The 12,384-nt window shown below is 61.0% G+C and carries 12 protein-coding genes; 9 read left to right on the top strand and 3 right to left on the bottom strand.

The genetic code is table 11. The features are described from left to right. The first annotated feature begins 5 nt into the window (after window positions 1-5). The 3 genes from PCA31118_RS26450 (at window position 6) to PCA31118_RS26440 (ending at window position 4,663) form a co-directional block, all read left to right on the top strand. On the top strand, window positions 6-1,634 hold the full coding sequence (locus tag PCA31118_RS26450; protein WP_150627903.1) for a flavin-containing monooxygenase: 1,629 nt from the start codon (window positions 6-8) through the stop codon (window positions 1,632-1,634). Beyond that, window positions 1,631-2,653 carry an alpha/beta fold hydrolase gene (locus PCA31118_RS26445; RefSeq protein ID WP_150627902.1) on the top strand — a complete coding sequence of 341 codons (1,023 nt, stop codon included), beginning with the start codon at window positions 1,631-1,633 and terminating at the stop codon, window positions 2,651-2,653. The genes PCA31118_RS26450 and PCA31118_RS26445 overlap by 4 nt, the downstream gene beginning before the upstream one ends. 291 nt (window positions 2,654-2,944) lie before the next feature. Beyond that, window positions 2,945-4,663 carry an MBL fold metallo-hydrolase gene (locus tag PCA31118_RS26440; protein WP_150627901.1) on the top strand — a complete coding sequence of 573 codons (1,719 nt, stop codon included), beginning with the start codon at window positions 2,945-2,947 and terminating at the stop codon, window positions 4,661-4,663. A gap of 283 nt (window positions 4,664-4,946) precedes the next feature. On the opposite strand, the gene PCA31118_RS26435 is transcribed toward PCA31118_RS26440, so the two are convergent. The 3 genes from PCA31118_RS26435 to PCA31118_RS26425 all read right to left on the bottom strand — a co-directional run bounded on the left by PCA31118_RS26435 (window position 4,947) and on the right by PCA31118_RS26425 (window position 6,319). Further along, the gene (locus PCA31118_RS26435) at window positions 4,947-5,195 is read right to left on the bottom strand and encodes a hypothetical protein (RefSeq protein ID WP_150627900.1); all 249 of its coding nucleotides are present in this window, start codon (window positions 5,193-5,195) and stop codon (window positions 4,947-4,949) included. A 119-nt stretch (window positions 5,196-5,314) separates the two neighbouring features. Beyond that, window positions 5,315-5,569, bottom strand: a complete 255-nt coding sequence (locus PCA31118_RS26430) for a DUF1488 family protein (RefSeq protein ID WP_150627899.1) — start codon at window positions 5,567-5,569, stop codon at window positions 5,315-5,317. Window positions 5,570-6,052: 483 nt separating this feature from the next. Continuing rightward, window positions 6,053-6,319 (bottom strand): hypothetical protein, encoded by a 267-nt coding sequence (locus tag PCA31118_RS26425; protein WP_150627898.1) that lies wholly within the window; start codon window positions 6,317-6,319, stop codon window positions 6,053-6,055. A gap of 470 nt (window positions 6,320-6,789) precedes the next feature. Here PCA31118_RS26425 and PCA31118_RS26420 point away from each other — a divergent pair, with 470 nt between their 5' ends. Genes PCA31118_RS26420 through PCA31118_RS26395 form a run of 6 tightly spaced genes read left to right on the top strand, consistent with a single transcriptional unit; the run spans window position 6,790 to window position 11,373 of the window. Continuing rightward, window positions 6,790-7,479, top strand: coding sequence for a WbqC family protein (locus PCA31118_RS26420; RefSeq protein WP_150627897.1), 690 nt, complete (start codon window positions 6,790-6,792; stop codon window positions 7,477-7,479). After that, window positions 7,386-8,402, top strand: coding sequence for a glycosyltransferase family 2 protein (locus PCA31118_RS26415; RefSeq protein WP_246190448.1), 1,017 nt, complete (start codon window positions 7,386-7,388; stop codon window positions 8,400-8,402). Before PCA31118_RS26420 ends, PCA31118_RS26415 begins: the two co-directional genes overlap by 94 nt. Further along, window positions 8,399-9,103: a formyltransferase family protein gene (locus PCA31118_RS26410; RefSeq protein WP_150627896.1), complete on the top strand. Its 705-nt coding sequence runs from the start codon at window positions 8,399-8,401 to the stop codon at window positions 9,101-9,103. The genes PCA31118_RS26415 and PCA31118_RS26410 overlap by 4 nt, the downstream gene beginning before the upstream one ends. A gap of 47 nt (window positions 9,104-9,150) precedes the next feature. Next, window positions 9,151-9,771, top strand: a complete 621-nt coding sequence (locus PCA31118_RS26405) for a class I SAM-dependent methyltransferase (protein ID WP_150627895.1) — start codon at window positions 9,151-9,153, stop codon at window positions 9,769-9,771. Between the two features lie 34 nt (window positions 9,772-9,805). Then, a complete protein-coding gene (gene rffA, locus PCA31118_RS26400) occupies window positions 9,806-10,951 on the top strand; it encodes a dTDP-4-amino-4,6-dideoxygalactose transaminase (RefSeq protein ID WP_150627894.1) in 1,146 nt (381 codons plus the stop codon). A 59-nt stretch (window positions 10,952-11,010) separates the two neighbouring features. Further along, a complete protein-coding gene (locus PCA31118_RS26395) occupies window positions 11,011-11,373 on the top strand; it encodes a hypothetical protein (protein WP_150627893.1) in 363 nt (120 codons plus the stop codon). The last annotated feature ends 1,011 nt before the right edge of the window (window positions 11,374-12,384 follow it).

Here is a 12,384-nt window from a genome sequence, read left to right as displayed (position 1 = left end):
TCGTCATGACGGCACCGACGCGACCGACACCGCCCACTCCATCGACGCCACCTTTGCCCACAGACCTCGACGTCATCATCGTCGGCGCGGGACTGTCGGGCATTGCCGCCGCGCACTACCTGCGCGAGCGGTGTCCGGGCACAAGCTTTGCCATGCTCGAAGCACGTCAATCGCTCGGTGGCACGTGGGACCTGTTCCGCTATCCCGGTGTTCGCTCCGACTCCGACATGTTCACGCTCGGGTTCAGCTTCCGGCCGTGGGCGAGCGATCAGGCAATCGCCGACGGCGGCAAGATTCTCGATTATCTGAAGGAGACGGCTCGCGCCGAACAGCTCGACGACGCGATCCGCTACGGACACAAACTCAGCGAAGCGCGTTGGGATTCGAGCGTCGCGCGCTGGACGCTCGACATCGAGCGCACGCATGCCGACGGACGTCAGGACACGCAGTCACTGACCTGCCGGTTCCTGTTCATGTGCAGCGGTTACTACGCGTACGACGCCGGTCACGCGCCGACCTGGCCGGGCATGGAGACATACACCGGCACCGTCGTCCACCCTCAGCACTGGCCCGCGAATCTCGACTATCGCGACAAACGTGTGGTCATCATCGGCAGCGGCGCCACCGCCGTCACCCTGGTGCCGAGTCTGGCCGCCACAGCCGCGCATGTCACCATGCTTCAGCGCTCGCCGAGCTACCTGCTGTCGATGCCTCAGCGCGATGGCGTGGCCGAGCGGTTGCGCGCCTGGCTGCCCGCAGCCACCGCGCATCGCATCGTCCGCATGAAAAACGTTCTGATCACGCTCGGCTTTTACAACGCGGCACGGCGATGGCCGCAAGCAATCCGTCGCGTTCTGATCCGGCGTGCCGCACGGCAGGCCGCGGGCCACGCCGATGTGCAACGCGATCTCACGCCCCGCTATAACCCCTGGGATCAGCGCTTGTGTCTTGCGCCGAACGGCGACATCTTCAAAGCATTGCGCAGTGGGCGCGCCAGCATCGTGACCGACGAGATCGCGTCGTTCACACCGCAAGGCATCGCGCTCAGACACGGCAAGTCGCTCGACGCGGACATCGTAGTGACCGCGACCGGACTGCGCGTGCAATTGATGGGCGGTGCGCGACTGCTTGTCGACGGCAATCCCGTGTCGCTCCCGGACACGGTGGCGTACAAGGGCATGATGTACAGCGGGGTGCCGAATCTGGCGTCGATCTTCGGCTACACGAATGCCTCCTGGACCCTGAAGGCCGAACTGATCGCGCAGTACGTCTGTCGCCTGATCAACCACATGAGCGCGCATGGCGCCGACACGTGCGTCCCGCAATTGCGCGAGGGCGAGCATGGCGACTTGCCTGCGATTGGTCTCACCTCCGGCTACATACAACGCGCCGCCGGGGCGCTTCCCAAACAGGGCAGACGCAAGCCGTGGGTGTTCTACCAAAGCTATCTGCGCGACTGGCGCCTGATGCGTTGGGGCAGTGTCGACGACGGTGTGATGCGCTTCGAGCAACGGGCAACGCGCCGCGCGGTGCCACAGACGAGTGAGACGCCTGCCGATGTATCGAAGGTGCCGCCGGTGTCGAATGTATCGAAGGTTTCGAATGGCGTGGCCGCCGCATCGGGTGCGCGATGATACTGATTCTCTATGTCCTCGCGTGCCTTGCCATCGCAATGATCGCGGTGTTGGCCGTGCTGATGCGCTTCACGCGCCGCGTTGCCCGACGTGCCGAAGCTGCCGTGCCGCCAGACGGACAGTTTCTGGACATTGACGGCGAACGGCTGCATTACGTGGACTTCGGCCAGGGCCCGGCGATTGTTTTCATTCACGGCCTTTGCGGACAGTTGCGGAACTTCGCCTATTTGCCGTTGGCGGCACTGGCGCGTACGCATCGCATCGTGCTGATCGACCGTCCGGGCTCCGGGTATTCCACGCGGGCCCGGGAACGCGACGCCGCCCTGGCATGGCAGGCAAGCGTCGTCGCACGCGCCATCGACCAGCTCGGACTGGATCGTCCGCTGGTCGTCGGGCATTCGCTGGGCGGTGCCGTATCGCTGACGCTTGCCCTGAACCATCCGCAGCGCGTTGCGGCGCTCGCGTTGATTGCACCGCTGACCCAACCGGTGTCCCAGGTTCCCGCTGCTTTTCGCGGGCTCGCGATACGCAATGCGTGGTGGCGCCGCTGGGTCGGACGCACGCTGGCCGTGCCCATCGGCATGATGACGGGACGCGCTACGCTCGCTTATGTCTTTGGACCCGAAGACGCTCCGAAGGACTTTCTCGTTCGCGGTGGCGGCGTGCTGGGCTTTCGTCCGGGCAACTTCGAATCAGGCAGCGTCGATATTCTCGCGGCAGAACGGGACATGCCCGCGCTGGCCGCCCGTTACGCCGCATTGACGGTGCCCGTCGATATCCTTTATGGGCGCGGCGACCGAATTCTCGATTACCGGCAGCATGGCGAGCGCATGTCCGCTGCAAACCGTCGTGTATGTCTGACGCTCGTCGATGGCGGTCACATGCTGCCGGTAACGCAACCGGAAGCGACGACGCAATGGCTGCACGCGGTGGCTGCGCGTATGCCGCAGATGCCCGACGAACGCGCCCGTCACGAGATGACGACCGTCTCGACACAGGCGGCGAATGATGCCGCCTGATATTGCTGGCGGAAAGCGGCGGGCTTCATCGGATGGTGTCGGATGGTGTCGGATGGTGTCGGATGGTGTCGGCCGCGCGCCGCTCCGATTCACCGCGCCGTCCCGAATTCCTCGCATTCGTACTGTAACAACTGACGTGCTGCCCGGCCTCGCGTAATCTGGCGCTTAATTTGGCGCTTGCCTGACGCTTACCTGACGCTCAATCCGGGGCTCATCCCGCCTGCGGCGTCACCATTCCGATGGCACACTAGGGACTTTCCCATTTCGCGCGATTTGCGCGCGTACGTCGTCATGACAGATCGTCCGGATACCTTTGCCGCGTTGCCGTCGTCGTCCGCAGTTGAGCATCGCCCGAGCGCGCCGGTGTCGCTACGGATGGCGGCGAGTCTCGTGGTTTTGCGCGAGCGCCCGAGCGGCATGGAAGTGCTGTTGCTGCGACGCGCCGTGCGCGCCGGCGATTTCAGCTCGGACGCTTACGTCTTCCCGGGCGGTGTGCTCGACACGACCGACCGCCTCGGACATGCTGTGTGTGAGGGCTTGGACGACGTCACCGCGAGCCAACGTCTCGCCCTCGACGCCGGAGGACTCGACTACTACGTCGCGGCAATACGCGAGTGCTTCGAAGAGACCGGCGTGCTGTTCGCGCAAGACGTCGATGGCGCGCCGCTGGACGCGCAGTGCCTGGACGACATGCGGGCGCAACGCGAAGCGCTGCACGACGGGAAGATCGACATCGCATCGCTTTGTCGCTCGCGCAAGGTCCGGCTCGCGCCCCGCCATCTGCATTACCTCAGTCATTGGGTCACGCCGTTGGCGCTGCCCAAGCGTTTCGATACGCGATTTTTCCTGGCCCTGCTGCCCGACGGTCAGCAAGTCGAAGTCGATCACACCGAGACGGCCGCGCATCGCTGGATGCGTCCGCGCTATGCACTGGCACACGCCGATCAATTGCGCCTGCTGCCACCGACACGCAAGCTGCTGCAATGGTTGGAGAGCATGGCAACGGCCGAACGGGCAGTATCGACGGCGGCAGCGTTGCGTGAAGTGCCGCGGATCGAGCCGCGTCTCGCGAATGGCAAACGTGGCCGCTGGCCCGTCACGCCGGATGAACCGGCATGGGCCGAACTCACACTGACGGATCCCGAGGCGCGAGGCACGGGAAGCTACGAGATCCTCCCCGGGCAGGTGGTGACGCTCATGCCCGGCGTGCTGCGTATCGCCGCGCCGAATCCGGGCATGATGACCGGCCCCGGCACGAATACGTATCTCGTCGGTGGGGGCGCCGACAATGGCTGGGCCGTCATCGACCCGGGGCCCGACGATCCGGTCCATATCGACGCCATTTTGCGCGCCGCGCCGGGCGCCATCCGACAGATTTTCGTGACGCATACCCATCGCGATCATTCGCCGGGGGCGCGGCTGCTCAAACAACACACGAACGCCACGACCTATGGTCTGCCAGCGCGTCACAGCGAGGGGCAAGATACCCTTTTCGTGCCGGATGTGACGCTATCGGATGGCGATGAAGTCGCGCTGCCCGACGGGCGAACCCTGCGCGCCATTCACACGCCCGGGCATGCGGCCAACCATCTTTGCTATGAACTCGACGACGTGAAGCTCGTGTTCACCGGCGATCACGTCATGCAGGGCTCGACGGTCGTGATCAATCCGCCTGACGGTCACATGGCGACCTATCTGGCCTCGCTTGAAAAGCTCGCGACACTCGGCCCTGAGTGGCTTGCCCCCGGGCACGGGTTCGTGATGGATCGCCCGGCGCAGCGCATTGCGCGACTCATCACTCATCGGCTGGCACGCGAAGCGAGCACTGTGCAGGCGCTTGAGCGGAGCGGAGCCGCGAGCATCGAAGCGCTAACGCCGCTGGTGTATGCCGACGTGCCCGCCGCGCGGCATGGCGTTGCGCGGCGTTCGCTGCGGGCGCATCTGGAAAAGCTCGCGGAAGATGGCCGGGCTGAGGTATCCGACGCTGGGGAGTGGCGCTTGCGGCGCTAGTAACGTTAGCAACGTTAGTAACGTTAGTAACGATTGCCGCGATTGCCCGATCGGCGGCGATGCGTAGACGGGCCGCCAGTGGCGCCACGGCCGGGACCTTCCGTCGGCGCAACCGAAAGATGTGCGCAGGCATTGGCACGGCTCACTCGAGCGCGCGGGCGTGACCGGAGGTCCGCCCCGGGCACCGTATTCAGTGCCATGGGCGTTCGTTATACCGCTCGTATGCCGCTCGTTATGCCGCTCGATATGCCGCTCATCAGGTCGCGCGTGATGCCGCCCGGCGTCAGGCGTCGCCGTCTCCGAGCAATTCGTCGACGATGCGCTCACCGGCTTTTCGTCCGGCCATTTCCGCATCCAGGCGATTGTCGCGATGGCCGTCCGGCGAACGCACCTCCGGTCCTTCCGGCTGGTCGTGCCTGAGCACCTGCACCAGATAGTCCCACGGGCCGGCGTATTCGCTTTGAAAAGCACGGACGCGGATTCGATAGCCCGCGCGGTAATCGTAGATTTGCTCGTGCGATGCGTAGCTCATGACGGACTCCCTGTTTCTGGTTGGCGAATTGCCGCACAGGCGGCGAAGTTGCATACCACGGCGCGCCGCCCCTCACGCAACGGCGTCGATGGCGTCGGCCAGAACGCGGTTCAGCCGCGTCAGGGCGCCGTCACGTCGACCGGTTCGGTGGCTGCTCCGTTGGCGACCGTTTTCGCGGCCAGTTCGACGATTTCATCTTCAAAATCGACAAACTGATCGAAAAGGGCTTCCCCGCCTGCGTCGACGCCCGAGAGACGGTTCAGTGACGCGCGCCCGATCTGGCAAGTCCATACCTTGCCGTCAACATTGACATTAAATCGTACGGACTCGCCGTCACTGCCCAGCCCGAGGCCGCCGTGCAGAAAGGTGCTCATGGGTGTCTCCGATGTCACGAAGGTCGAAAAACGCGCGGTCTTGCCAAAAATCCTAGCACGTTCGACTTCGATCGGTGACGTGGCGACGGCACGCCAATGGCGCAAACAGCACAATCCGGGCGAAAAAAAACCCACCTGAGGGAGGTGGGCTTTAAACCGGGACGCATGGGGCACCATGGTCACCCCGGGAAGACAGGGTCATGAAAACATGACGAACCCATTATGGACCGCCCCGCCCTGCCCGGCGGCGTGCGTCGAACGACGAATTAGACCTAGATCAAACTTTGCGGTTGGGGGAGGTGTCGATGTTGGCGGGCGCTCCCGGTCATGCGGGGGTGCGCGCTGGGAAGCACGGACGGAAGCACGGACGGAAGCATGAAGCGTGCCCGCCAGCCTGCGGCGTGAATCCGTGGAAGTGATCGCCGAAATGGCGTGCGAACCCGCCGGGGGTTTGCGCGAATGGCCCTTGAGCGTGATGCCGTATCACGAGCCGGAGCGCAGAAGCACTGCAATGGGCGTCTGGCCGGAACGGGTGACAGGTATCGAGCAGACCGAGTACTCCGGACTGGAACATCGACCACCCTTGCATGCCTCTTCATACGTCGCCGGGACCACCGATTCCGGCCCTTCGATGACGAAACGACTCTTGTCGGTCCACTGCCCGGCACCGGCGACATCGACGCCCCATAACGTACACAGAGCGTCTCCTGCCGCCCCACCACATGTCCAGGTCGCCACGATTGCGGTCATGCCACCGCATATCGCAGCATCCGTGAGAGGTTGGGCATGGACTAAACCGCTGGCACATGCCGACGCCAGGAAAAACGCCAACTTACGCGCTGCAATCATTGTGTTTGATTACTCAGCACCCCGACCTATCAATTATTTTTTTGAAATATACCTGAGACGTTCGAATTTGGCCAAATCACTCATGATCGACGTCTAAGCAATCTCGGCAGCACACGCTCCCCGGGCTTCACTTGCCAAGCTTCGCATGCGAAATCAACGCCTGAAATCGAGCGTACCCGCATTTGCCGCGAACGGCTTCGAGCCGATTTCAGCGGGCGCGCGAGCCCAAGCCGCGCAGCGGCCTTCCCAGGGACATCTCAAAAATCCGGGCGTTCGCGCCAGAGTCGGAAGCCCCATCGGTTACACTTCCGGTTTGCGTCGATTCGTTTGCCAAATCGGAGCCATGCCGCGTAGAGGATCGGAGCGAGGCCTTGAAGAAAGTTGCCATTCTGCAGTCCAACTATGTCCCGTGGAAGGGATACTTTGAAATCGTCGCTGCCGTCGATGAATTTATCTTGTATGACGACGTACAGTTTACGAAAAACGATTGGCGCAACCGCAATCGGGTGAAGACGCCGTCAGGTGCCCAATGGCTGACCATTCCTGTGGGCTCGTCGATTCACCGCCAGATTCGGGACGTGACGTTCACCGATACGGTATGGGCCCAACGACACTGGAAGACGCTCTGCGCCAATTATCAGGGCGCTAAGGCGTTCCCCGAGATCGCTGACTGGCTCGCCCCCCGATATCTCGACAACCAGCACACGCATCTCTCGACGTTCAACCGAGAATTGATCGAATCGATCTGCGCATTTCTCGAGATCGATACGAAAATCACGTGGTCGTGGGATTACGCAATGACGCAGGGCAAGACCGAGCGTCTGATCAGCTTGTGCCAACAGGCTGGTGCGAATGTCTACGTGTCCGGACCGTCGGCACGCAATTATCTCGATGAAACTGCATTTGAGGCGGCCGGCATCGGCGTGGAGTGGGTTCATTACGGCCCCTACAGGGAATATCCCCAGCTGTGGGGACCCTTCATTCACGAGGTCTCGATTCTGGATCTCCTGTTCAACTGTGGGCGCCAGAGCGTCCAATATCTGAACTGCTCGCGAACGTGAAACTCTCCATTGTCACTACACTGTACCGTTCGAGCGGTTTTCTCGACGAGTTTCATCGTCGAGCTAGTGCTGCGGCACGGGCGTTCGCGCAAGACGATTATGAAATCGTCTATGTCAACGACGGCTCGCCCGACGACAGCCTGGCGCGTGTGCTCGATATCGCACAGGCAGACAGCCACACCGTTGTGGTGGACTTGTCTCGAAATTTCGGGCATCACAAGGCAATGATGACCGGTCTGGCGCAGTCCTGTGGCGATAACGTCTTTCTGATCGACTGTGACCTCGAAGAGTCGCCCGAGTGGCTGCCCGATTTTGCGGCGGCCCGCGAGGCGGCTTCCAGTGATGTCGCCTATGGCGTGCAGGCCACACGCAAAGGCGGATGGTTCGAGCGCCTGAGCGGCCAGTGGTTCTGGTTGCTTTTCAACTGGTTGAGCGACATGCAACTGCCAGCCAATCTCGTCACGGCTCGCCTGATGTCCCGCCGCTATGTCGACGCCCTCCTCCAGCATCGGGAACGAGAAGTTTTCATGGCGGGCCTCTGGCACATCACCGGTTTTGCGCAAACCGCACTCACGGTCAGCAAGCTCAGCAACAGTTCATCGACGTACACCTTCCGAAAAAAAGTGTCGTTGCTGGTGAACTCGATCACATCGTTCAGCAATGCACCGCTTGTCGGCATTTTCTACACCGGGGTGACCATCTCGTTGATGGCAGCCGCCTATGTCGTCTTTCTGCTCGTTCACTGGCTTTTCTTTAACCGACCGCCCTCGGGATGGACATCGGTCATGGCATCGATTTGGCTGATTGGCGGATTGCTGATGTCGAGCGTGGGCGTCATTGGTATTTACCTTTCCAAGGTCTTTTTGGAAACGAAGCATCGCCCGTACACCATTGTGCGTCAGGTCTTCCGTCGCCCGCTATGACACGCAAGATCGCTTTCCTTTGCTCGGGCGGCGGAGGCAATCTTCGCTTCGTCGCGCAGGCCATCACATTGGGCCTGCTTGGGGACGCGCGTCTTTGCATTGTGCTGACCGACCGCGAATGCCTTGCAAATCAGTTCGCGCGAGATCAGGGGATCTCGACGCGGGTAATGGATTTCTCCCGAACAGAGCAGGTAAACATTGGCGCCGCGTTGGCCGACGCGGGCGCCGATATCGTCGTTACCAACGTTCACCGCATTCTCGGCCCGGCGCTCGTCGAGGCGTTCGCGGGAAAGCTGGTCAACTTGCATTACTCATTGTTGCCCGCTTACGCGGGCATGATCGGCACAGCACCGGTCAAGGCGGCACTCGCGGAGGGCGCCAAGTTTATCGGCGTGACCGCACATGATGTGACCGTCGAAGTCGACGCAGGGCGCCCTATTGCGCAAGCAGTCATCCCGACGGATCCGGAGGATACCGTCGATACCGTGATGGACGCGGTCTTCAGAGCCGGTTGCCTGACACTATTGGGCGCGCTGGCGAGTCGCGCCGACATGGTGGAGGTTTCTACCTGCCGACTACATGACAGAGAGGTCGCTTTCAATCCGCCATTGCCGTTTTCGACGTCCGCCTTCGACGACGACTTCTGGCAAACTCTTGCGCGTTACCCAAGCCACGCGACAATTTCGCGCCCCCGTTCCTGACGCCCTCTGCGCCGTCAAATATCCAAAGCCTCAGGAGATTCGCCGCCATGGCGCAAATCACTCACGGTATCCGCAGCATTCTGTCGCATCCGGCCGTCTATTCCGGTTTTCAGCGGTTCATGGGAGCGGAGCGGGATCGCGCCAACTATGTCAACGAGTACCTGATGGCGAGCAGCGGGATGCGTGTACTGGACATCGGTTGCGGTCCCGCCGACATCCTCGCTCATTTGCCGGACGTCGAATACTACGGCTTCGACATCAGTGAGCGATACATTGCCCAGGCCAACGCTCGGTTCTCCGCGCGCAATGCGCGGTTCACATGCGCGATGGTCGACGAAGACAGGCTCGCGGCCTTGCCTCGATTCGACCGGGTCATCGCCATCGGGCTGCTCCACCACCTTGACGACCAGGATGCCATTGCCGTTCTGCGCATGGTCGCCGCGCGCCTCGCGCCGGGCGGTCGCGTAGTGACGTTGGACCCCTGCTTTACCGACGATCAGAATGCTATCGCACGCTGGCTCGTCAAAAGCGACAGGGGCCAGAATGTGCGAACTCGCGAAGGGTACAACGCCCTTGCGCAGCAGGCCTTCAGCCGCGTTCAGGCGACAGTCCGTCACAAATCGTGGATTCCCTACACGCATTGCCATCTCGTTTGCGAGCTGGATTAATGCACACGTTTTTTATCTTTCTTACTGCCAGCCTATGAACTCGGAAAAAATCGAATTCAATCGCCCATTCATGACGGGCAAGGAACTGGAGTACATTTCGCAAGCCAACGAATGGCATCGGCTTGCCGGCGATGGCCCGTTCACCAAGCGCTGCCATGAATGGCTCGAAGCCCGCACGGGCGCCCGTAAGGCGCTATTGACCCACTCATGCACCGCAGCACTCGAGTTAGCCGCCTTGCTACTCGACATTCAGCCGGGTGACGAGATCATCATGCCGTCGTATACGTTCGTCTCGACAGCTAACGCATTCGTACTTCGCGGAGGCGTTCCCGTATTCGTCGACATCCGCGACGACACGCTGAACCTGGATGAGCGCAAGGTAGAAGACGCCATCACCCCACGCACCCGGGCGATCGTGCCGGTGCATTATGCCGGGGTTTCGTGCGACATGGACGCGCTTATGGATATCGCGAAGCGTCGCGACCTCGCCGTTGTGGAAGACGCTGCACAAGGTATTGAGTCCACCTACAAGGGCCGAAAGCTGGGCAGCATCGGAACATTCGGGGCACTCAGTTTCCATGAAACGAAAAACGTGATATCCGGCGAAGGCGGTGCGTTGCTCGTCAACGATCCCGCGCATATTCAACGGGCAGAAATCATTCGTGAAAAGGGAACAGACCGAAGCCGGTTCTTTCGAGGAGAAGTCGACAAATACACGTGGCAGGAGGTGGGCTCGTCCTTCCTGCCGGGGGAATTGATCGCCGCATTCCTATGGGCCCAGTTGGAGCAGGCCGAAGGCATTACCCGGCAACGCCTCGATATCTGGAATTATTATCACGACGCTCTGGCGCCGCTAGAAGCGAGCGGCGCGCTTCGGCGCCCTATCGTCCCAAGGGATTGCGAACATAACGCACACATGTACTACGTTTTGCTTGCGGACGGTATCGACCGGCAGGCAGTACTCGGTGCGCTAAAGGCTTGCGGAGTGCATTCCGTATTCCACTATGTTCCGTTGCACTCGTCCCCCGGGGGGCTGCGCTATGGGCGCACACACGGTGAGCTGACGACGACCGATCATCACGCCGAACGTCTGGTACGTCTGCCGATGTGGATCGGTCTGACGCCGAGCCACCAGGAACACATCGTGCAAGCCCTGGCGCAGACGTGCACGAACCGATAAACAGGAACTACCAACGCGTCGGCCATCTCATCGACATATAGCGTTGTGTTTAATCACCCATGAAAACGTTTCTTCTCGTCATCCCAGTCGCGCTGCTCGTTGCATACAGCCAGATCATGATAAAGCTTCGGGCAGCGGGGGTCGCGGCAGGCGATACGCTGGCGTCGAAACTTGCGGTCATGCTGCGCGACCCGCTGATCGCGTCCGCGTACGGAGCTGCTTTCCTGGCGTCAATCGGCTGGATGGTCATCGTTACGCGACTTCCGCTCGCCGTTGCATTCCCGATATACATTGGCGTGACGTTTGTCATGGTGATCATTGGCGCGCATTGGTTCTTGGGGGAGCAGATAAGTCTGGCGACGGTGGTAGCGGCCGGTTTGATCCTCGCAGGCATTACGATTGGCGTCGCTACCGGGCAGTAACGCAGGCGTCAGACACCATGCACTCGTAACACGATTTAAAAATCGCTCGCCGCCTCGCAAACACGAACCGCCCGTCACTGATCCCGGAAATGAACGCTCCGGACCGGCCCAAAACCTTCGAGACCTATGCGAACGAAGCGCTTTTCGCTGTCGGTAGCTCGACCAGGACCCCGGCGGACTCGCCTGGGGCGCCGAAGTGCTGGAAGTCGGGGCAGGACCCCATCTGCTGAGCTGTCAACTGGTCCGCGAAGGATTGCGCGTCAGCGCTCTCGAACCCGCGGGCCAAGGATTTTCACTCTTCGCAAAGTTTCAGGAAATCGTGCTGCGCGTGGCGCCGCAGGCGAGTTGCGCCCCTCGATCATTGTCAGTCCGGAAAATCGCTCGACGTCGACCCATTAGCGCGGCATAACAAACGGCGAAGGCAGCGCAGCGAAAGCGGAAAAATTTTGACTTTTAGCAGGGAAAGTTTCCCGGACTGGGAAAATGAGAAATGCTTAATGCTTTGAACTACAAGGGAATTTTGGGGTGACCGATGGGACTCGAACCCACGACGACTGGAATCACAATCCAGTCCCAAAATCGGCCATTTTCATTCAAAATCAGCTAGTTATCAAAAAGATTTCGGAATAAACAAACGTCATCTGCACACCATTTCATGCGGGTTTCCAGAGATGCATTCCGAATTTTTCGCCCCTGGGATACCGATTTCGGCGCAGGTTCGCCGACGAACGTCGCCACATCCGGCAGCGCCAAGAACAACCTCGCCTCATCGATCGAACTAACACCCCAACAGGTCATCTGGATCGCCCTTCCCTATTATGTCGCAAGCGGGACTGGGAGGACGGGACTCGAACCCCAGAACAATACCTGTCTCATAAGGTTTCCGCAGGACATGCTGGCATAATGCTGGCAAATCGACTGGCCATACCCACATTGACCTGCCCCCGGTTTTAGTCCGAAACGCTTTTAGAGTCCGAGGTTAAAAACTTCTGTTCTTCATGCGCCCGAGCA

Origin of the sequence: Pandoraea captiosa, assembly GCF_902459775.1 — a bacterium.
GTDB classification, from domain to species: Bacteria; Pseudomonadota; Gammaproteobacteria; order Burkholderiales; family Burkholderiaceae; genus Pandoraea; species Pandoraea captiosa.
Note: the sequence above shows the minus strand (reverse complement) of the source record. Positions and strands in the feature narration are given on the sequence as shown.

Excerpts from the sequence above, each read along its gene's own strand:
- PCA31118_RS26450 (WP_150627903.1), top strand. The coding sequence starts at position 6 with ATGACGGCACCGACGCGACCGACACCGCCCACTCCATCGACGCCACCT.
- PCA31118_RS26445 (WP_150627902.1), top strand. The coding sequence starts at position 1,631 with ATGATACTGATTCTCTATGTCCTCGCGTGCCTTGCCATCGCAATGATC.
- PCA31118_RS26440 (WP_150627901.1), top strand. The coding sequence starts at position 2,945 with ATGACAGATCGTCCGGATACCTTTGCCGCGTTGCCGTCGTCGTCCGCA.
- PCA31118_RS26435 (WP_150627900.1), bottom strand. The coding sequence starts at position 5,195 with ATGAGCTACGCATCGCACGAGCAAATCTACGATTACCGCGCGGGCTAT.
- PCA31118_RS26430 (WP_150627899.1), bottom strand. The coding sequence starts at position 5,569 with ATGAGCACCTTTCTGCACGGCGGCCTCGGGCTGGGCAGTGACGGCGAG.
- PCA31118_RS26425 (WP_150627898.1), bottom strand. The coding sequence starts at position 6,319 with ATGACCGCAATCGTGGCGACCTGGACATGTGGTGGGGCGGCAGGAGAC.
- PCA31118_RS26410 (WP_150627896.1), top strand. The coding sequence starts at position 8,399 with ATGACACGCAAGATCGCTTTCCTTTGCTCGGGCGGCGGAGGCAATCTT.
- PCA31118_RS26405 (WP_150627895.1), top strand. The coding sequence starts at position 9,151 with ATGGCGCAAATCACTCACGGTATCCGCAGCATTCTGTCGCATCCGGCC.
- rffA (WP_150627894.1), top strand. The coding sequence starts at position 9,806 with ATGAACTCGGAAAAAATCGAATTCAATCGCCCATTCATGACGGGCAAG.
- PCA31118_RS26395 (WP_150627893.1), top strand. The coding sequence starts at position 11,011 with ATGAAAACGTTTCTTCTCGTCATCCCAGTCGCGCTGCTCGTTGCATAC.